Here is a 19,065-nt window from a genome sequence, read left to right as displayed (position 1 = left end):
CTGGCACGCGGGGCTCTCTAGTATCGGTTCATCGCCTGTCAGTACGACAGGCATCGACCCAGACAGAGGCCCACCATGATCTACGCACAACCCGGAACCCCAGGCGCCGTCATTACCTTCAAGCCGCGCTACGGCAACTTCATCGGTGGCGAGTTCGTTGCCCCGATCAATGGCGAGTACTTCACCAACACCTCGCCGGTCAACGGTGAAGTGATCGCCGAATTCCCGCGCTCCAGCGCCGCCGACATCGACAAGGCTCTCGACGCTGCCCATGCCGCTGCCGACGCCTGGGGCAAAACCTCGGCCCAGGACCGCTCCCTGGTGCTGCTGAAAATCGCCGACCGCATCGAGCAGAACCTGGAAGTGCTGGCCGTCACCGAAACCTGGGATAACGGCAAGGCCGTGCGCGAAACCCTGAACGCCGACGTGCCGCTGGCGGCCGACCACTTCCGTTACTTCGCCGGCTGCATCCGCGCCCAGGAAGGCGGGGCTGCGGAGATCAACGAGCTGACCACGGCCTATCACTTCCATGAACCCCTGGGCGTGGTCGGGCAGATCATTCCGTGGAACTTCCCGCTGCTGATGGCCGCCTGGAAACTCGCCCCGGCCCTGGCCGCCGGCAACTGCATCGTGCTCAAGCCTGCCGAGCAAACACCGCTGTCGATCATGGTCTTCGCCGAGCTGATCGCCGACCTGCTGCCGGCGGGCGTGCTGAACATCGTCCAGGGCTTCGGTCGCGAAGCCGGCGAGGCCCTGGCCACCAGCAAGCGCATCGCCAAGATCGCCTTCACCGGCTCGACCCCGGTGGGCGCGCACATCATGCATTGCGCCGCCGAGAACATCATCCCGAGCACCGTCGAGCTGGGAGGCAAGTCGCCGAACATCTTCTTCGAAGACATCATGAACTCGGAACCCGAGTTCATCGAAAAAGCCGCCGAAGGTCTGGTGCTGGCGTTCTTCAACCAGGGCGAAGTCTGCACCTGCCCGTCCCGGGCGCTGGTCCAGGAGTCGATCTACGAGCCGTTCATGGCCGAGGTGATGAAGAAAGTCGTCAAGATCAAGCGTGGTAACCCGCTGGACACCGAGACCATGGTCGGCGCCCAGGCGTCCGAGCAGCAATACGACAAGATTCTCTCGTACCTGACCATTGCCCAGGAGGAGGGCGCCGAGCTGCTCACCGGCGGCGCGGCCGAACGTCTGGAGGGCGACCTGTCCAGCGGTTACTACATCCAGCCGACCCTGCTCAAGGGTCACAACAAGATGCGTGTGTTCCAGGAAGAAATCTTCGGCCCGGTGGTGGGGATCACCACCTTCAAGGACGAAGCCGAAGCCCTGGCCATTGCCAACGACAGCGAGTTCGGCCTCGGTGCCGGCCTGTGGACCCGCGACATCAACCGCGCCTACCGCATGGGCCGGGCGATCAAGGCCGGGCGCGTGTGGACCAACTGCTACCACCTGTACCCGGCGCACGCGGCGTTCGGTGGCTACAAGAAGTCCGGCGTCGGTCGGGAAAACCACAAGATGATGCTCGATCATTACCAGCAGACCAAAAACCTGCTGGTGAGCTACGACATCAATCCGCTGGGGTTCTTCTGATTCCTCAAGAACACTGAAAAACCTGTGGGAGCGAGCTTGCTCGCGATGAGGCCATGACATCCAACATCTATGTTGACTGTTGCGCCGTCATCGCGAGCAAGCTCGCTCCCACATTGGTTTTTGGTGTGTACAGAATTTGTGCAACACCCCCTACCAAATCACCCCGCCAACTCCTTCGAAAGTAGCATTCGGGCCCTCGTCGCCCCGTGCATTAATGGCTCTACCGGAATCACCCGGGCACAAGAAGAGGAATGACCCATGTGGACTAAACCCGCGTTTACCGATCTGCGCATTGGCTTCGAAGTGACGATGTATTTCGCCAACCGTTGATTGATCACCCGGCCAGCCGATGCGTTGGCCGGGCCTGCCTTCTGGAGCATCCGCCATGCACATCCGCGTTCTCGGTTCCGCCGCTGGCGGTGGTTTCCCCCAGTGGAATTGCAACTGCCGCCAGTGCGCCGGGGTGCGCAATGGCAGCCTGCGGGCACAGCGCCGTACGCAGTCGTCGATTGCCCTGAGTGACGACGGTGTCGAGTGGGTGCTGTGTAACGCGTCACCGGACATTCGCGCGCAATTCGAGAGTTTTGCGCCGTTGCAACCGGCGCGGCGCCTGCGTGACAGCGCCATCGCCGGCATCGTGCTGCTGGACAGCCAGATTGACCATTGCACCGGTTTGCTCAGCCTGCGTGAAGGTTGCCCGCATGACGTGTGGTGCACCGAGCGCGTGCACCAGGACCTGAGCAGCGGTTTCCCGTTGTTCAACATGCTCGGACACTGGAACGGCGGATTGCACTGGCAACCGGTCGGCCTCGATCGCCAGCCATTCAGCATCGCGGCCTGCGGGCATCTGCAATTTCGCGCGGTTCCCCTGGTGAGCAACGCGCCGCCGTATTCGCCCAATCGCGGCAATCCGCAACCGGGCGACACCATTGGCTTGTTCATTGAAGACCTGCGCAACGGCGCATCGCTGTTCTATGCCCCGGGCCTTGGTCGAATCGACGATGAAGTGCTGGGCTGGATGCAGCGCGCCGATTGCCTGCTGCTGGACGGCACAATGTGGCGCGACGACGAGATGCGTATTTGCGAAGTCGGCCAGAGCCTGGGCAGCGAAATGGGGCACCTCCCGCAAAGCGGCCCCGGCGGGATGCTTGAAGTGCTGGAGGGGTTCAACCGCCAGCGCAAGGTGCTGATCCACATCAACAACACCAATCCCATTCTCGATGAAGACTCGGCCGAGCGGGCGCTGCTGGAGCGGCGGGGGATCGAAGTGGCTTATGACGGCATGGATATCGTGCTGTAGCGACTGACACCTTCGCGAGCAAGCCCGCTCCCACAATGGATTTCTGCAGTACATGAAATTTGTGTTCCCACCGAACACCTGTGGGAGCGAGCTTGCTCGCGATAGGGCCAGCGCGGGCACCGCAAAAATTCCCGGAGAACAAAATGACTGACACCCCCATGTCCCCCACAGAATTCGAAGCCGCCCTGCGCGCCAAGGGCGCCTACTACCACATCCACCATCCCTTCCACCAAGCCATGTACGCCGGCCGCGCCAGCCGCGAGCAGATCCAGGGCTGGGTCGCCAATCGCTTCTACTATCAGATCAACATCCCCCTGAAGGACGCCGCGATTCTCGCCAACTGCCCGGACCGCGACGTGCGCCGGGAATGGCTGCAACGGATCCTCGACCACGATGGTGTCCCCGGCAGCGAGGGCGGCATCGAAGCCTGGCTACGCCTGGGCGAAGCGGTGGGGCTGGATCGCGAGCAGATCCTCTCCCAGGAACGGGTGCTGCCCGGCGTGCGTTTCGCGGTGGACGCCTACGTCAATTTCGCCCGTCGCGCGTGCTGGCAGGAAGCGGCCAGCAGTTCGCTGACCGAACTCTTTGCCCCCCAGATCCATCAGTCGCGACTCGACGCCTGGCCGACCCACTACCCATGGATCGACGCTGCTGGCTACGACTATTTCCGCACGCGCCTGAGCCAGGCGCGGCGCGATGTCGAGCATGGCTTGCGCGTCACCCTGGCGCACTACGTGACGGCCGAGGGGCAACAACGCATGCTGCAGATTCTGCAATTCAAGCTCGACGTGCTGTGGAGCATGCTCGATGCCATGAGCATGGCCTACGAGCTTGCGCGCCCGCCGTATCACACGGTTACCGATAACAAAGTCTGGCACCGGGGGATCGCCCTGTGAGCCTGATCAATCGCCAACAGTCACCGGCCTTGCGTCGCGGTTTTCGTCTGCAATGGGAGCCCCGTCAGGACTGCCACGTGCTGCTGTACCCCGAAGGCATGATCAAGCTCAATGCCAGTGCCGGACAGATTCTCGACCTGGTGGATGGCCAGCGCAGCGTGGCGGCGATCATCGAGCGATTGAGCGCGAATTTTCCCGGCGTACCGGGGATCGACGAAGACGTGCTGGCGTTTCTGGAGGTGGCCCATGCGCAATTCTGGATCGAGTGAGACGCTGCCCGGACCGCCGTTGTGGCTGCTCGCCGAGCTGACCTACCGCTGTCCGCTGCAGTGCCCCTATTGCTCCAACCCGCTGGATTTTGCCCGGCACGGCGAGGAACTGAGCACGGAGGAATGGATTCGTGTATTCCGTGAAGCACGGGACATGGGCGCCGCGCAATTGGGCTTTTCCGGTGGCGAGCCGCTGGTACGCCAGGACCTCGCCGAACTGATCAAGGCCGCCCGGGACATGGGCTACTACACCAACCTGATCACCTCCGGCATCGGCCTGACCGAGCAGAAGGTGCGTGACTTCAAGGTGGCCGGGCTGGACCATATCCAGATCAGCTTCCAGGCCGCCGACGAGGCGGTGAACAACATGCTCGCCGGTTCGCGCAAGGCCTTCGCCCAGAAACTCGCCATGGCCCGTGCGGTGAAAGCCCAGGGTTATCCGATGGTGCTGAACTTCGTCACCCATCGGCACAACATCGACCGGATCGCGCAGATCATCGAACTGTGCCTGGAGCTGGAAGCGGACTTCGTCGAATTGGCCACCTGCCAGTTCTATGGCTGGGCCGAACTGAATCGCGTCGGCCTGTTGCCCACCCGCGAGCAATTGCAGCGTGCCGAGCGCATCACCAACGAGTACCGCCAACGCCTTGAAGCCCAGGGCCACCCGTGCAAGCTGATCTTCGTCACCCCGGACTACTACGAAGAGCGTCCCAAGACCTGCATGAACGGCTGGGCCAACCTGTTTCTCGACATCACTCCCGACGGCACGGCCTTGCCTTGCCACAGCGCCCGGCAGTTACCGGTGCAGTTTCCCAATGTGCGCGAGCACAGCCTCTCGCACATCTGGAACGACTCGTTCGGCTTCAATCGTTTTCGCGGCGATGACTGGATGAAGGAGCCATGCCGCTCCTGCGATGAAAAGCACAAGGACCTGGGCGGGTGTCGCTGCCAGGCTTTCATGCTGACCGGCGATGCCAGCAATGCCGACCCGGTGTGCAGCAAGTCTGCGCACCACGGCGTGATCCTCAAGGCCCGGGAGGAAGCGCAGGCACCGGGGTTGGGGATCGAACACCTCACGTTGCGTAATGCGAAGGCTTCGCAGCTGATCTATCGCGGATAGTTCTAGCGCCGCAGATCCCCTGTGGGATCTGTTACAGCCCGGGCAGTGCTGTTCTTTGGTCTGATTGCATTCACAGCTGGATGGTTTAGTGTGGTTTCTACCTTCCAAAACAATAAAAACAGGCTTTCCAATGAGCCAGAGTCTCAACCAGCTGCGTAAGTTCGTTTCACCTGAAATCATCTTCGGTGCCGGTAGCCGGCACAGTGTCGGCAATTACGCCAAGACCTTTGGCGCACGCAAGGTCCTGGTGGTCAGTGATCCCGGCGTGATTGCCGCTGGCTGGGTCGCCGATGTCGAAGCCAGCCTGCAAGCCCTGGGTATCGAGTATTGCCTTTACAGTGATGTCTCGCCCAACCCTCGGGTCGAAGAGGTAATGCTCGGTGCCGAGATGTACCGGGAAAACCACTGCGACGTGATCGTCGCCGTCGGTGGTGGCAGCCCGATGGACTGCGGCAAAGGCATCGGTATCGTCGTTGCCCATGGCCGCAGCATTCTCGATTTCGAGGGTGTGGACACCATCCGCGTGCCCAGCCCGCCGCTGATCCTGATTCCGACCACCGCCGGCACCTCGGCGGACGTCTCGCAGTTCGTGATCATTTCCAACCAGCAGGAACGCATGAAGTTCTCCATCGTCAGCAAGGCGGTGGTGCCGGACGTTTCGCTGATCGACCCGGAAACCACCCTGAGCATGGACCCGTTCCTGTCGGCCTGTACCGGCATTGACGCGTTGGTGCATGCCATCGAAGCCTTCGTGTCCACCGGCCACGGGCCGCTGACCGACCCCCATGCGCTGGAGGCGATGCGCCTGATCAATGGCAACCTGGTGCAAATGATCGCCAACCCGACGGACATCGCCCTGCGCGAGAAGATCATGCTCGGCAGCATGCAGGCCGGGCTGGCGTTCTCCAACGCCATCCTTGGTGCCGTGCATGCCATGTCCCACAGCCTCGGCGGCTTTCTCGATCTGCCCCACGGCCTGTGCAACGCGGTCCTTGTCGAGCACGTGGTGGCCTTCAATTACAACTCGGCGCCAGACCGCTTCAAGGTGATCGCCGAGACGTTGGGCATCGACTGCCGAGGCCTGAATCACCGGCAGATCTGCGGGCGCCTGGTCGAACACCTGATCGCCCTCAAGCACGCCATCGGCTTTCACGAAACCCTTGGTTTGCATGGCGTCAGGACCTCGGATATTCCGTTCCTGTCGCAGCATGCGATGCACGACCCGTGCATCCTGACCAACCCGCGCGAATCCAGCCAGCGTGATGTCGAGGTCGTCTATGGCGAAGCCCTCTGACGAGCAACAACGGGCCCTGGCCGGGCTGCTGGGGCTGGGCAGCCACTCGGCGCGCAAGAGTCATTACCCGGAACTGGCCGCGCGCCTGGATGATCTGGAAGCCGAGCGTAATCGCTACAAGTGGCTGTTCGAAAACGCGGTGCACGGCATCTTCCAGGCCAGCCTGCACGACGGCATGCGCGCCGCCAACCCGGCACTGGCACGCATGCTCGGTTACCAGGACCCGCAGGAGGTGCTGTTCTCCCTGACTGACCTGGGCAGCACCCTGTTCGTCGACGGCGCGCAGGAGCTGGAAAGCATTGGCGAAATCCTCCGGCACCAGCGCAGCCTGCACGGCTATGAAACCCGTTTGCGGCGCAAGGACGGCAGTCACCTGGATGTATTGATGAACCTGCTGCTCAAGCCCGGCCAGGAGGGGCTGGTGGAAGGGTTCGTCTCCGATATCACTGAGCGCAAACTGGCCCAGCGACGCCTGCAGCAACTCAATGACGAACTGGAGCAGCGCGTCGTGGCGCGCACCGATGAATTGCTCGAGGCCAACCGTAACCTTCAGCAGCAGATCACCCAGCGTAAACAGATCGCCAAGGCCTTGCGCGACGCCCGCGATGCCGCCGAGGCCGCCAATCACAGCAAGGACAAATACCTCGCCGCCGCCAGCCACGACCTGCTGCAACCGCTGAACGCCGCGCGGTTGCTGATCTCGACCTTGCGTGAACGCAAATTGCCGGAAGCCGAACAGGTGCTGGTGGAGCGCACTCACCAGGCCCTGGAAGGGGCCGAAGACCTGCTGACGGATCTGCTCGACATTTCCCGGCTCGACCAGGCCGCGGTCAAACCGGACGTTGCGTTGTACCGCCTCGACGAACTGCTCGGGCCGCTGGTGTCGGAGTTCCAGTCTGTCACCCAGGCGGCCGGCTTGAACCTGCGGGTGCGCATGGCCGATTACGCCATCAGTACCGACTTGCGCCTGATGACGCGGATCCTGCGCAACTTCCTCAGCAATGCCTGCCGCTACACCGATGAAGGCAGCATCCTGCTGGCGGCAAGGCGTCGGGGCGAGATGTTGCGCCTGGAGGTCTGGGACACCGGGCGTGGCATCGCCGCCGACCGGCTCGATTCGATCTTCCTCGAGTTCAACCAGCTGGACGTCGGCCGCGCCGCCGACCGCAAGGGCGTGGGCCTGGGGCTGGCGATTGTCGAGCGCATCGCCAAGATCCTTGGCTACAGGATCGGCGTGTACTCGTTACCGGGGCGGGGTTCGATGTTCAGCATCGAGGTGCCGATATCCGACGAGGTTCCGCTGCCCGTGAGCCAGGCGGTGCCACAACCGGGCACCGGCAACCCGCTGCCGGGCCGCCGTTTACTGGTGATCGACAACGAAGTGAGCATTCTCGACAGCATGAGCGCGTTGCTCGGGCAGTGGGGCTGTGACGTCCTGGTCGCCACCGATGAAGAGGCTGCGCTGGCGGCGCTGCGCGGGCAGGCGCCGGAACTGATTCTGGCGGACTATCACCTCGATCACGGGGTGGTCGGCTGTGATGTGGTGCGACATTTGCGCGAGCATTTTCACCAGGACATTCCCGCGGTGATCATTACCGCCGACCGCACCGACCATTGTCGGCGTGCGTTGCAGCGACTCAACGCACCCTTGCTGAACAAACCGGTGAAGCCCGGCAAGTTGCGAGCGGTGTTGAGTCAATTGTTGGGGGTATCTGCCTGAAGCGGCCGGTACTGCAGGGTGAAGCCCAGTTCGGTGGATTGACCCTGTTCCAGCAAACGCAACCCTGGCCGGCCGGGCAGGTGGTGCGCGTTGACCGGGTGGCTCACCGGTTCGATGCAGAAAAACCCCAGGCCCACAGGGCAGTAGAGCAGGTAGTAGTCGCTGCCGGTGGCCTGGCAGTCGAGCGCGTAACCAAGATCCGCTTGCTCGATCAGGCAGTGGCCGTTCCATTCGCAGAAACTGTTGTCCACCAGGGATTGTGGCAATGCCTTCAGTTGCTGGAAATCCCACTCGACCGGCAATGCGCCGAGTTCGGTCGGCAGTTTTGCCCCGTCGCACATCCACACATGCCGGGCGGGCGCCTGTAGGCGGGTGTTCGGTGTGCGCGGCAGGTACGGATGCAGTCCCAGGCCATGCCACGCAGCGTGTTCAGCCAGGTGCGTGACGTGCAGTTCGATGCTCAGCTTGCCCGCGCTCAAATGGAAACGTTGCCGGGCGCGATAAGCGAAGGGGGTTGTGCTGTCGAGTTGCAGGAGCACTTCATTTTTCGACCGCGAAACCACGTCCCACGCCTGCTGCCAGGCGCTGCCGTGAATCGGCAGGGGATCGGTGAGGCTGTTGGGCGCCAGTGCCAGCCAGCCATCGGGGCAATCGAAACCGCCATCGGCGATACGGTTGGACCAGGGGATCAAGGGAAAACAGCCGAGCTTGCCGGGCAGGCCGGTGTTCAGGGCATGAGCATCAGCGTGTCGCAACAAGGGCTGGCCAGTGCTGCGCACGGTCCAGTTGACGAGGCTGGCGCCGAGTTCCGGGGCGAGGGTGAGGTGGGTGAATTCGTCTTCGAGTTGCAGAAGGTTCATGGTTTATCGATTCGCGTTCAATGGTGGAAAAGATCGCAGCCTGCGGCAGCTCCTACAGGAAACCGTGTCCGACGCAGGAGCTGCCGAAGGCTGTGATCTTTTTAAGGGTTTACAACACCAAATGCGGCAACCACAGCGACAGTGCCGGAATGTAGGTCACGGCCAACAGCACCAGGAACAGCACGCCGTAGAACGGCAGCAGGGCTTTGACGGTGGACTCAATGCTGACTTTACCCACGGCTGACCCCACAAAGAGTACCGCACCCACCGGCGGTGTAATCAAACCAATGCCCAGGTTCACCAGCATGATCATGCCGAACTGCACCGGATCCACGCCAATGCCGAGGATCACCGGCATCAGGATCGGCGTGAGAATCAGGATCAACGGCGCCATGTCCATGACCGTACCGAGCAACAGCAGCATGACGTTGATGCACATCAGGATCACGTAGCGGTTGTCCGACAGGGTCAGGAAAAGCGTGGTGATCTTCGCCGGGATCTGCATCAGGGTCATGATGTAGCCGAAGCTGGCGGCGAAACCGATCAGGATCATCACGATCGAAATCGTGCGCACGGTGCGGTGCATCAGTTTGGGCAGTTCGCTCCATTTGTAGTCGCGGTAGATGAACATGGTCACGAAGAACGACCACAGCACGGCAATCGCCGCCGACTCGGTGGCGGTGAAAATACCCGACAGGATGCCGCCGAGGATGATCACCATCGCCATCAGGCCCCACAACGCTTCGCCGCAGATCTTCAGCGCTTCGCGCATCGGGATGACTTCGCCTTTCGGGTAGTCGCGCTTCTTGGCGAAGATCAGGCACAGCACCATCAGGCACGCGCTCATCAACAGGCCCGGCACCACACCGGCCATGAACAGCGAGGCAATCGACACCGTGCCGCCGGCGGCCAGGGAGTAGAGCACCGAGTTGTGGCTGGGTGGTGTCAGCAGCGCTTGCACCGAACCGCTGACGGTCACTGCCGTGGCGAATTCCCGGGGATAACCACGGCGTTCCATTTCCGGAATCAGCACCGAACCGACCGAGGCGGTGTCCGCCACCGAGGAGCCGGAGATCGCGCCAAAGAAGGTCGAGGCCATGATATTGACCAGCGACAAGCCGCCACGCACGAAGCCCACCAGCACCCCGGCGAACGCCACCAGGCGCCGGGACATGCCGCCCTCGGCCATGATCGCGCCCGCCAGGACGAAGAACGGAATCGCCAGCAGGGAGAACTTGTTCACGCCCCCGGCCACCTGGATCATCAGGGCCTGGAACGGGATGTCGATCCACCACGCGCCGATCAGTGCGGCAAACCCCAGGGCGTAGGCGACCGGCATGCCGATCAGGATCAACGCGATAAAACTGCCCAACAGAATTAAAGCGTCCATTCAGGCAGCCCCTTCGTTTTCTTCAACGAGGTCGAAACGCACGACCCGACGGTTGCTCTGGTCACCGAGCAAGAGTTTTTCCAGGACAAACACCAGCGTCAGCACGCCGCCAATCGGAATCGGCATGTAGGTGATGCCCACGCGCAGGGTCGGCAGGGCGCTCATGAACTGGTTCCAGGTGGACATGCACAGCTTGCTGCCCCAGATGGCCATGAACAGGCAGATGGTTGCCATCAACAGTTGCGCGGCAATGGCCGCGGCCTTGCGCAGGTTCGGCGCAAGGCGATCGGTGAGCATCGCCACCGCCATGTGCGAACCGGACCGGTAGCTGGCGGCGGCGCCGATGAAGGTGAACACCATCATCAGCAGGATAGCGGTGGGCTCCGGCCAGCTGGAGCCGGTACCGAGCACGTAACGGGCAAAAACGCCCCAGGGGATCATCAGGGAAATGGCCAGGACCGACAGGCCGGCAACCCAGATGCAGGCCATGTAAATCCTGTCGTTGATACGCAGCAGCAGATTCTTCATCGGGTTCCACCGTAACCGGGCGCGCACTGACGTACACCAACGTCAGCGGCGCCGGGCCTTTCTTGAATGCAGGGAGGGTTACTGAACGGCTTCGATGCGCTTGATCAGGTCGGCGTAGGGCGCGCCGTATTTCTCGCGGATCGAGGCGGTGGCCTCGTAGAAAGGTTTCTTGTCGACGGTGATGAACTCGACGCCGGCGGCCTTGAGTTTCTCTTCGCTGCTGGCCGATTTCGCATCCCACAGGGTGCGTTCCTGGGCCTGGGCCGCCTTGGCGGTTTTCTTCACCAGGGCCTGCTGCTCGGGGGTGAGCTTTTCCCAGGTGATTTTTGACATGACGATCGGCTCGGGCAGGATCAGGTGGCCGGTCAGGCTGTAGTACTTGGCGTTCTGGTAGTGGTTGTGTTCGAGCAGGGTCGGCGGGTTGTTTTCCGCGCCGTCGATCACGCCGGTCTGCAGGGCGCTGAAGATTTCGCCGGTGTCCATCGCGATACCGTTGCCGCCCATGGCGTTGATGGTTTCGATGAACATCGGATTGCCTTGCACGCGGATCTTCATGCCCTTGAGGTCTTCAAGGCTGCGTACCGGTTTCTTGGTGTAGAGGTTGCGCGTACCGCCGTCCATCCAGGCCAGGGCGACCAGGTTGAATTCGGAGTTGGTGATCTTGTCGAGGATTTCATCGCCCACCGCACCGTCGATGACCTTGCGCATATGCGCCTGGTCACGGAACACGAACGGCATGTTGAACACGTTCACGTCCGGCACCACCGGCCCGACGATGCCGAGGCTGACCCGGGCCATCTGCACGGCACCGACCTGGGCCTGTTCGACCACTTCTTTTTCCGAGCCGAGCACGCCACCGGCGAACATCTTGAAGGTCAGCGCGCCATTGCTGTCGGCCACCAGGGTTTTGCCCAGTTGCTCTTCAGCCACCACGGTCGGGTAACCGGCGGGGTGGATGTCGGCGAATTTGATTTCCAGTGCCTGGGTGGCACTGCTGAGGGAGAAGGCTAATGGAAGTGCAGCGGCGAGCAAGGTGCGTTTGAAGTCCATGGGGGTGTCTCCAGTTTTATTGTTTTTTTTTATTCAAGGCACAGCGATGCAGCGGGAGCGCTTTTCTTTCGAGAAGGTCAGTCGTTGAACAGGGGTTCGGGTAAGCCTTTTACTCCGGGGGCTAGGGCGAACACGCCACCGGCCAGTGATTGCCGGTCATGGTCGTCGCCGGGGCGGATCGAGGTCACGAACAGTGTGTCCAGTCGAGGGCCACCGAAGGCGCACATGGTGGGTTTTTTCACCGGTACGGCGAGGGAACGGTCAAGTCGGCCATCGGGGGTAAAACGGTGGATCAAGCCAGCGTCGTTGGCGCAAATCCAGTAGCAGCCATCGGCGTCGACCGCTGCGCCGTCGGGGCGACCTTCATACTGGTTCATGTCCACGAACACGCGGCGATTCGAAGGCGTACCGGTGTCGATGTCATAGTCGAAGGCCCAGATCTGCTGGACCTGAGGGTGAGAGTCGGACAGGTACAGGGTGCGTCCGTCCGGGCTGAAGCCCAGGCCGTTGGGCACGATGAAACCGCTCAGTCGCGCGTCGAGTGGCCCGGGTTGCCCGGCGCTGTAGCGATACAACGCCCCCTCGGCAGCGTTGGCGCCCATGTTCAGCACCATGCTGCCGGCCCAAAAACGTCCCTGACGGTCACAGCGGCCGTCGTTCAAACGCATGTCGGTGCGGACATGCTCGATCTGGGCCAGCGGTTCACTGTCGAGGCTGCCGTCGTGGCGCGGATGCAGGCGGAAGAACCCGCTCTCCATGCCGGCGACCCAGCCGCCGTCCCGGTGACGGGCGATGCAAGCGAGCATCTGCGGGGTTTTCCAGGCATCCACTTGCCCGGTGTCGGCACTCCAGCGCTGTAAACCGCCAGCGGGAATATCGACCCAGTACAGCGCGTTTTCCTCAGACACCCAGACCGGGCTTTCACCGACCGCGTTGCGGGCGTCGACAATCAGTTCAGCTTGCATGGCAACTCATTCCCTTGGTTTTTGTCGGGGGCAAGCAACGCGCGAAGGCTCAGTCACCGAAAGGCCCGGCTGCGCAGAAGGCGCCGCCCTGATAGAGCCGCGCCGGGTCATCGGCGGCGGGCATCGGCTGGGCTTCGACTTTTTCGCGGAACACTTCGGAGCTGTCCTGCGGGGCAAAACCCAGGGCCGTGGCATAACGGTTGTCCCACCAGATCTCCTTGTTGTCGGACATGCCATAGACCACGGTGTGGCCTACATTCGGGGTGTACAGGGCGCGCTCGAGCAGTTGGGTCAGGTCGCCGAAGCTCAGCCAGGTGCTCATCATCCGGCGGTTGTGCGGTTCCGGGAACGACGAGCCGATACGCACGCTGACGGTCTCGATGCCATAGCGGTCGAAGTAGAAGGTGGCCATGTCTTCGCCGTAGGACTTGGACAAGCCGTAGTAACTGTCCGGGCGGCGAGGGGAGTGGGCATCGATGACTTCGTCCTGGCTGTAGAAACCGATCACGTGGTTGGAGCTGGCGAAGATCACTCGTTTCACACCGTGGCGGCGCGCGGCTTCGTAAATGTGGAACACGCCGCAGATGTTGGCGCCGAGGATCTCTTCGAACGAGCGCTCGGTCGACACCCCGCCGAAGTGCAGGATCGCATCCACGCCTTCGACCAGTTGATGCACGGCTTGCTTGTCGGCCAGATCACACGGCACGACTTCTTCTCGGTCATCGATGGCTGGCGCAATGTCGGCGATGTCCGACAGGCGAATCACATTGGCGTAGGGGCGCAGGCTTTCGCGCAGGACTTTCCCTAGGCCACCGGCGGCGCCGGTCAGCAGCAGGCGATTGAAAGGGATGCGGGCGGTTGTGGTGGTCGTCATGGGAATCCTGGACAAACAGTTGTTGTTATTGGTTCGTTGTAGGTTGTCGTATGACTGTGCTGAGTATCATTAGGGTTTCCGGCTCTTGTCAACGCGACATTGGTTGAAAATGACGGAGGGTCGTTTCCTTTGGCTGAACCAAGCCGCACGCACTGAAATACCATCCACAGGGGGGTTACAGCAGGCTGATCGGATAGCTGATGAAAATCCGGTTCTCATCGAATTCGTTGGTGCTGAAGCTCTTGCGAATCGTTGCGTTACGCCATTTCAAGTTGAGGTTTTTCAACGCACCACTCTGCACGGTGTAGGCCAGCTCCGATTCGCGGCCCCATTCCTCGCCGTCGGTAATTTTCCCGGTGTGCACGTTGTCACCGCTGATGTAGCGGTTCATCAGGGTCAGGCCGGGGACGCCGAGCGCTGCGAAGTTGTAGTCGTGGCGCACCTGCCAGGATTTCTCCCGGGCGTTGTCATAGCTGGAGTTGTAGCTGTCGTTGGCCAGGGTGCCGCCGCTGGTGCCGTTGACCCGCATCCAGACGTCATCGCCGGTGAGTTTTTGCAGGCCGACGTAGAAAGTGTTGCCGCCATATTTGGCCGAGAGCAGGGCGAACGCGGTCTTGTTGTCGAGGTCACCGGCCAGCGCGCTGCCGTCCTCCTTGCCGATGAAGTAGCCGAGGTTGGCGCCCAGGGTCCAGTCGCCCAGGGGCTGGCTGTGGGTCAGGTTGAAGTATTGCTGCTGGTAAATGTCACTGAGTTCCGAGTACCAGACACCGACCTGCGTGCGCTTTTCATTGAACGCATATTCACCGCCGCCGAAGTTGAAACGGTCCGAGGTGAACGCCGCTTTACCGTTCATGAACATGTCTTCCATGCTCGCGTCGTTACGCGGGCTGTTTTTCTGGAATTGACCGCCATAGAGCGTCAGGCCGCTGATTTCGCTGGAGGTCACCTGAGCGCCCTGGAAGGTCTGCGGCAGCGAGCGGCCATCGTCGGAACGCAGGATCGGCAGCACCGGCATCCATTCACCGACCTTCAATTCGGTTTTCGAGATCTTGCCTTTGAGCGCCACGCCGAGCCGGCCGAAATTGTCGGCGGGGCGGCCGTCGTCGTGGATCGGCAACAGTTGGGTGCCGCCGCTGCCTTTGCCGCCATCGAGCTTCTGCGAGTACAGGCCCAGCACATCGACACCGAAGCCCACAGGACCCTGGGTGAAACCGGAGCGGGCATCGAGAATGAAGTTCTGCGTCCACTCTTCAGCCTTGCCCTGGGGGTAGGCCGGGTTGGTGTAGTTGCGGTTGATGTAGGCGTTGCGCAGGTTCAACGTGGCCTTGGCGTCGTCGGTGAAACCTTCGGCCTGGCAGGTGATGGGCAGGACGAGGGCCAGGCCGCTGCAGCCGATCAGGCTGAGAGAATGGCGACGGGTGAGGGTAGGCCGTGAACTACGGATTGACGAATTGCGGGCGAGCTTGCTCACTGTGACGCTCCCTTTCTTTTTTGTTTTTATTGTTTGTCATACGTCATCGTACAACATTGGCGGCGATTATTTACAGGCCGCTTCAGTGTTGTCAATCGGAAGTTATACGATGACCTGTCTGGCAGATGGGGAGTGAAATGTTTGGTTTGACTCTGTCGCCGCGAGCTAGAGCGGATGCTAGTCTTGCTCAACGTTGGGGTCGGGGATCCGCATGGGCAATCACAAGATCGAGATACGTCGCAGTAACGTCGAAAAAATCCTGCTGGGGGCGGAAAAAGTCTTCGCTGAAAAGGGCTTCGGCAGCACCGCCATGGCCGACATCGCCGCTGAAGTGCAACTGCCGCGTTCCAACCTGCACTACTACTTCAGCACCAAGACCGAGTTGTACAGCGCCGTGCTGTTCGACTTGCTGGAAGTCTGGAAGCAGGACGCGCTGTGCTTCGAGATGTTCGATGACCCGCGCGTGGTACTCAGCAGCTACATCCGCGCCAAGATGAACCATTCCCGCAGCCGGCCGTATGGCTCGAAAGTCTGGGCCAACGAAATCATCCATGGCGCGCCGACCCTCGGCGAAGCGCTGGATGCGAGCCTGTACGACTGGGCCAAGATGAAGGAAGCGAAAATCCGCCAGTGGGTGGAGGACAAACGCATCCTGCCGGTGGAGCCCTCGAGCCTGCTGTACATGATCTGGGCCTCGACCCAGCACTACGCCGACTTCGATCACCAGGTGAACATTCTCAACGATCATCAGCCACTGTCGGACATGCAGTTCGAAAAGGCGGTGCAGACGGTGACGAGCGTGATTTTGCGGGGGATCGGGTTGGAGCCTTGAGATCTTACAGGCAGAAAAGATCGCAGCCTTCGGCAGCTCCTACAAAGAAATGCGTCCCCTGTAGGAGCTGCCGAAGGCTGCGATCTTTTGATCTTATAATTCAAACCACGACGTGATACGGATTCCTCGGATCATGATTCCAGTCCAGGAACGGCTTGCCGGTCTCCACCGGCACCATCTCGATGCAGTCCTGTACCGGGCAGGTGATCTGGCACAGGTTGCAGCCTACGCACTCCTCATCGATCACTTGATACTTGTGGGTGCCGTCCGCTTGCTTGAGGCTGGCCACGGCCTGGTGCGAGGTGTCCTCACACGCGATATGGCAACGACCGCAACCAATACACGCCTCCTGATCGATTTTCGCGATCACCTGGTAGTTGATGTCCAGGTACTTCCAGTCTGTGGTGTTGGCCACCGCGCGGCCGGAAAACTCCGAAATGCTGGCATAGCCCTGACTGTCCATCCAGCGTGACAAACCGTCCTTCATCTCTTCGACAATCCGGAAACCATGCAACATCGCTGCCGTGCACACCTGCACCGAGCCACTGCCCAGGGCGATGAATTCCGCGGCGTCGCGCCAGTTGCCGATACCGCCGATGCCGCTGATCGGCAGGCCCTGGGTCTGCGGGTCGCGGGCGATTTCGGCGACCATGTTCAAGGCAATCGGCTTGACCGCCGAGCCGCAGTAACCGCCGTGGGTGCTTTGGCTGCCGACCATGGGGTTGGCGACCATGCGTTCGAGGTTGACGCTGGTGATCGAATTGATGGTGTTGATCAACGACACCGCATCGGCACCGCCTCGGTGGGCGGCACGGGCGGCGACGCGGATGTCGGTGATGTTCGGCGTGAGCTTGACGATCACCGGCAACGAGCAATACGTCTTGCACCAGCGGGTGACCTGTTCCACGTATTCCGGCACCTGGCCGACCGCTGCGCCCATGCCGCGCTCCGGCATGCCGTGGGGGCAACCGAAGTTCAGCTCGATGCCGTCGGCGCCGGTGGCTTCCACCAGTGGGAGGATGTGTTTCCAGGACTCTTCGACGCAAGGCACCATCAAGGACACAATCAGCGCGCGGTCCGGCCAGTCCTTTTTGACCTGGGTGATTTCCCGCAGGTTGATCTCCAGCGAGCGGTCAGTGATCAACTCGATGTTGTTAAAGCCCAGTACCTCCCGGTTAGCCCCGAAGTGCGCCGAGTAGCGCGACGACACGTTCACCGCCGCCGGGTCCTCACCCAGGGTTTTCCAGACCACGCCGCCCCAGCCGGCCTCGAAGGCGCGGACCACGTTGTAGGCCTTGTCGGTCGGCGGCGCGGAGGCCAGCCAGAATGGATTGGGTGCTTTGATGCCGGCGAAGACAATCGACAGATCGGCCATTTACGCAGCCTCCACGTTGAGCATCAGTTGAGCATTGATCGCCTCGGCGGCGCGCTTGCCATGCTGCACGGCTTGCACGGTGAGGTCTTGATCGAGGCTGGTGCAGTCACCGCCGGCATACACGCCGGGGATGCTGGTGCGCAGGTTTTCATCGACTTCGATGCGCTCGCCCTGACGCTTGAGTTCCCGGGCCAGCGGATCGCTGAGGGCGCTGCCGTCGAAGGCCTGGCCGATGGCTTTGAAGATCGCGTCGGCGGCCAGTTCGAAGGTTTCACCGGTGGTTTGCAGGCGACCTTCCACCAGATGAGTGCGGGCGAAACGCATGCCGCGCACGCGGCCCTGGTCATCGAGCAGCACTTCTTCGGGTTGTGCCCAGGTCATCAGCCGCACCTGATTGGCCTTGGCAATCTCCTGTTCGTGATGGGTGGCCCCCATGTCCTCGACGCCACGGCGATACACCAGATTCACATCGTGGGCACCGAGGCGGGCCATTTGCACCGCCATGTCGATGGCGGTGTTGCCCGCGCCTAGGACAATGCAGTGGTCGGCCAGGGGCAGTTGGCTCAGGTCATCGGCCTGGCGCAGTTCGCGAATGTAATCGGTGGCGGCGAGCAGGCCGGGCGCGTCTTCGTGGGCCAGGCCCAGTTGTTTGCTGGCATCGAGCCCGAGGCCGAGGAACACCGCGTCGAACTGTTGGTGCAGTTCGCTGAGGGTCAGGTTGTCCCCGAGTTTTTGCCCGTGGCGGATTTCAATCCCGCCAATCTGCAACAGGAACTCAAGCTCCTTTTGCGCGTAGTCATCCACCAGTTTGTATTTGGCGATCCCGTACTCGTTGAGGCCGCCAGCCTTCTCCCGCGCCTCGAAGATCACCACGTCATGCCCGTGCATGGCGCTGCGGTGGGCGCAGGACAAACCGGCCGGACCGGCACCGACCACGGCGATGCGTTTGCCGGTGGCGGCAGCACGCTGGAACGGGTGCGTGCTGAAGTGGGCGTTGTCCACGGCGTAGCGTTGCAACAGGCCGATCATGACCGGCGCGCATTCGTGAGCGTTGTTGCGCACGCAGGCTTGCTGGCAAAGAATTTCCGTCGGGCACACCCGGGCGCAACTGCCGCCGAGGATGTTGGCCGAGAGGATCTTCTGCGCGGCGCCTTGCACGTTGTCCTGCGCAATGTTGCGGATGAATGAGGGAATGTCGATTTCGCTCGGACAGGCATTCACGCAGGGCGCGTCGTAGCAATACAGGCAGCGCGAGGCTTCCAGGTGCGCCTGGCGCTCGTTGAGCGGCGGCGCCAGATCGGTGAAGTGGCCGGCGAGGGCGGCCGCATTCTCTTGGGGATGCGGGAGGTGGTCCAGGGTCTTGATCACGGTTTTGGCCTCACGGTTATTTGAGGTGCTGCCTCTGAATGGGCATTATTTGAATCTTGCTCAGTCCCCCCCGTAGGAGCTGCCGAAGGCTGCGATCTTTTGATTTTGCTTTTTTAGATCAAAGTCAAAAGATCGCAGCCTTCGGCAGCTCCTACAG

18 protein-coding genes are annotated in these 19,065 nt (G+C 61.7%); 9 read left to right on the top strand and 9 right to left on the bottom strand.

From position 1 onward, the window contains the following. The first annotated feature begins 75 nt into the window (after positions 1-75). The 8 genes from exaC (at position 76) to ACMDB8_RS14990 (ending at position 8,195) form a co-directional block, all read left to right on the top strand. Positions 76-1,596: an acetaldehyde dehydrogenase ExaC gene (gene exaC, locus ACMDB8_RS15025; RefSeq protein ID WP_409078768.1), complete on the top strand. Its 1,521-nt coding sequence runs from the start codon at positions 76-78 to the stop codon at positions 1,594-1,596. Positions 1,597-1,854: 258 nt separating this feature from the next. Further along, complete coding sequence (gene pqqA / locus ACMDB8_RS15020) at positions 1,855-1,926, top strand: pyrroloquinoline quinone precursor peptide PqqA (RefSeq protein WP_003253598.1); 72 nt, start codon at positions 1,855-1,857, stop codon at positions 1,924-1,926. Positions 1,927-1,981: 55 nt separating this feature from the next. Further along, positions 1,982-2,896 (top strand): pyrroloquinoline quinone biosynthesis protein PqqB, encoded by a 915-nt coding sequence (gene pqqB, locus ACMDB8_RS15015; RefSeq protein WP_223542600.1) that lies wholly within the window; start codon positions 1,982-1,984, stop codon positions 2,894-2,896. Between the two features lie 143 nt (positions 2,897-3,039). Further along, the gene (pqqC, locus tag ACMDB8_RS15010; protein ID WP_056727785.1) at positions 3,040-3,792 is read left to right on the top strand and encodes a pyrroloquinoline-quinone synthase PqqC; all 753 of its coding nucleotides are present in this window, start codon (positions 3,040-3,042) and stop codon (positions 3,790-3,792) included. Next, complete coding sequence (gene pqqD, locus ACMDB8_RS15005) at positions 3,789-4,061, top strand: pyrroloquinoline quinone biosynthesis peptide chaperone PqqD (RefSeq protein ID WP_056727783.1); 273 nt, start codon at positions 3,789-3,791, stop codon at positions 4,059-4,061. Before pqqC ends, pqqD begins: the two co-directional genes overlap by 4 nt. Continuing rightward, positions 4,039-5,181, top strand: a complete 1,143-nt coding sequence (pqqE, locus tag ACMDB8_RS15000; RefSeq protein WP_056727781.1) for a pyrroloquinoline quinone biosynthesis protein PqqE — start codon at positions 4,039-4,041, stop codon at positions 5,179-5,181. Before pqqD ends, pqqE begins: the two co-directional genes overlap by 23 nt. 130 nt (positions 5,182-5,311) lie before the next feature. Beyond that, positions 5,312-6,475: an alcohol dehydrogenase-like regulatory protein ErcA gene (gene ercA / locus ACMDB8_RS14995; protein WP_056727778.1), complete on the top strand. Its 1,164-nt coding sequence runs from the start codon at positions 5,312-5,314 to the stop codon at positions 6,473-6,475. Continuing rightward, positions 6,459-8,195 (top strand): PAS domain-containing hybrid sensor histidine kinase/response regulator, encoded by a 1,737-nt coding sequence (locus ACMDB8_RS14990; RefSeq protein WP_056727775.1) that lies wholly within the window; start codon positions 6,459-6,461, stop codon positions 8,193-8,195. The genes ercA and ACMDB8_RS14990 overlap by 17 nt, the downstream gene beginning before the upstream one ends. Here the strand turns inward: ACMDB8_RS14990 and ACMDB8_RS14985 are convergent. From ACMDB8_RS14985 to ACMDB8_RS14955, 7 genes are all read right to left on the bottom strand, one after another. Next, positions 8,171-9,055, bottom strand: coding sequence for an aldose 1-epimerase (locus tag ACMDB8_RS14985; protein WP_056727772.1), 885 nt, complete (start codon positions 9,053-9,055; stop codon positions 8,171-8,173). The genes ACMDB8_RS14990 and ACMDB8_RS14985 overlap by 25 nt on opposite strands. A gap of 109 nt (positions 9,056-9,164) precedes the next feature. Further along, positions 9,165-10,445 carry a TRAP transporter large permease gene (locus ACMDB8_RS14980; RefSeq protein WP_409078769.1) on the bottom strand — a complete coding sequence of 427 codons (1,281 nt, stop codon included), beginning with the start codon at positions 10,443-10,445 and terminating at the stop codon, positions 9,165-9,167. Continuing rightward, entirely contained in the window at positions 10,446-10,973 is a 528-nt protein-coding gene (locus ACMDB8_RS14975; RefSeq protein WP_409078770.1) for a TRAP transporter small permease, read from the bottom strand. A gap of 78 nt (positions 10,974-11,051) precedes the next feature. Next, the gene (locus tag ACMDB8_RS14970; RefSeq protein ID WP_056727766.1) at positions 11,052-12,023 is read right to left on the bottom strand and encodes a TRAP transporter substrate-binding protein; all 972 of its coding nucleotides are present in this window, start codon (positions 12,021-12,023) and stop codon (positions 11,052-11,054) included. Positions 12,024-12,100: 77 nt separating this feature from the next. Beyond that, positions 12,101-12,988: an SMP-30/gluconolactonase/LRE family protein gene (locus tag ACMDB8_RS14965; RefSeq protein WP_409078771.1), complete on the bottom strand. Its 888-nt coding sequence runs from the start codon at positions 12,986-12,988 to the stop codon at positions 12,101-12,103. A gap of 49 nt (positions 12,989-13,037) precedes the next feature. Continuing rightward, positions 13,038-13,862 (bottom strand): NAD-dependent epimerase/dehydratase family protein, encoded by an 825-nt coding sequence (locus tag ACMDB8_RS14960; RefSeq protein ID WP_409078772.1) that lies wholly within the window; start codon positions 13,860-13,862, stop codon positions 13,038-13,040. Positions 13,863-14,037: 175 nt separating this feature from the next. Continuing rightward, a complete protein-coding gene (locus ACMDB8_RS14955) occupies positions 14,038-15,333 on the bottom strand; it encodes an OprD family porin (protein WP_409078773.1) in 1,296 nt (431 codons plus the stop codon). 211 nt (positions 15,334-15,544) lie between these two features. Here ACMDB8_RS14955 and ACMDB8_RS14950 point away from each other — a divergent pair, with 211 nt between their 5' ends. After that, positions 15,545-16,165: a TetR/AcrR family transcriptional regulator gene (locus ACMDB8_RS14950; RefSeq protein ID WP_223542598.1), complete on the top strand. Its 621-nt coding sequence runs from the start codon at positions 15,545-15,547 to the stop codon at positions 16,163-16,165. Positions 16,166-16,265: 100 nt separating this feature from the next. Here the strand turns inward: ACMDB8_RS14950 and preA are convergent, their stop codons facing one another. Together preA and ACMDB8_RS14940 are read right to left on the bottom strand one after the other, a co-directional pair. Next, the gene (gene preA / locus ACMDB8_RS14945) at positions 16,266-17,540 is read right to left on the bottom strand and encodes an NAD-dependent dihydropyrimidine dehydrogenase subunit PreA (protein WP_223542597.1); all 1,275 of its coding nucleotides are present in this window, start codon (positions 17,538-17,540) and stop codon (positions 16,266-16,268) included. Then, positions 17,541-18,908, bottom strand: coding sequence for an NAD(P)-dependent oxidoreductase (locus tag ACMDB8_RS14940; RefSeq protein WP_409078774.1), 1,368 nt, complete (start codon positions 18,906-18,908; stop codon positions 17,541-17,543). It abuts the gene before it with no gap. Positions 18,909-19,065 lie beyond the last annotated feature (157 nt).

The organism is Pseudomonas monachiensis, from assembly GCF_047345015.1.
Lineage (GTDB): Bacteria > Pseudomonadota > Gammaproteobacteria > Pseudomonadales > Pseudomonadaceae > Aquipseudomonas > Aquipseudomonas monachiensis.
This window is presented reverse-complemented; position numbering and strand designations above follow the sequence as displayed.

Excerpts from the sequence above, each read along its gene's own strand:
- exaC (WP_409078768.1), top strand. The coding sequence starts at position 76 with ATGATCTACGCACAACCCGGAACCCCAGGCGCCGTCATTACCTTCAAG.
- pqqB (WP_223542600.1), top strand. The coding sequence starts at position 1,982 with ATGCACATCCGCGTTCTCGGTTCCGCCGCTGGCGGTGGTTTCCCCCAG.
- pqqC (WP_056727785.1), top strand. The coding sequence starts at position 3,040 with ATGACTGACACCCCCATGTCCCCCACAGAATTCGAAGCCGCCCTGCGC.
- pqqE (WP_056727781.1), top strand. The coding sequence starts at position 4,039 with ATGCGCAATTCTGGATCGAGTGAGACGCTGCCCGGACCGCCGTTGTGG.
- ercA (WP_056727778.1), top strand. The coding sequence starts at position 5,312 with ATGAGCCAGAGTCTCAACCAGCTGCGTAAGTTCGTTTCACCTGAAATC.
- ACMDB8_RS14990 (WP_056727775.1), top strand. The coding sequence starts at position 6,459 with ATGGCGAAGCCCTCTGACGAGCAACAACGGGCCCTGGCCGGGCTGCTG.
- ACMDB8_RS14985 (WP_056727772.1), bottom strand. The coding sequence starts at position 9,055 with ATGAACCTTCTGCAACTCGAAGACGAATTCACCCACCTCACCCTCGCC.
- ACMDB8_RS14980 (WP_409078769.1), bottom strand. The coding sequence starts at position 10,445 with ATGGACGCTTTAATTCTGTTGGGCAGTTTTATCGCGTTGATCCTGATC.
- ACMDB8_RS14975 (WP_409078770.1), bottom strand. The coding sequence starts at position 10,973 with ATGAAGAATCTGCTGCTGCGTATCAACGACAGGATTTACATGGCCTGC.
- ACMDB8_RS14970 (WP_056727766.1), bottom strand. The coding sequence starts at position 12,023 with ATGGACTTCAAACGCACCTTGCTCGCCGCTGCACTTCCATTAGCCTTC.
- ACMDB8_RS14965 (WP_409078771.1), bottom strand. The coding sequence starts at position 12,988 with ATGCAAGCTGAACTGATTGTCGACGCCCGCAACGCGGTCGGTGAAAGC.
- ACMDB8_RS14960 (WP_409078772.1), bottom strand. The coding sequence starts at position 13,862 with ATGACGACCACCACAACCGCCCGCATCCCTTTCAATCGCCTGCTGCTG.
- ACMDB8_RS14950 (WP_223542598.1), top strand. The coding sequence starts at position 15,545 with ATGGGCAATCACAAGATCGAGATACGTCGCAGTAACGTCGAAAAAATC.
- preA (WP_223542597.1), bottom strand. The coding sequence starts at position 17,540 with ATGGCCGATCTGTCGATTGTCTTCGCCGGCATCAAAGCACCCAATCCA.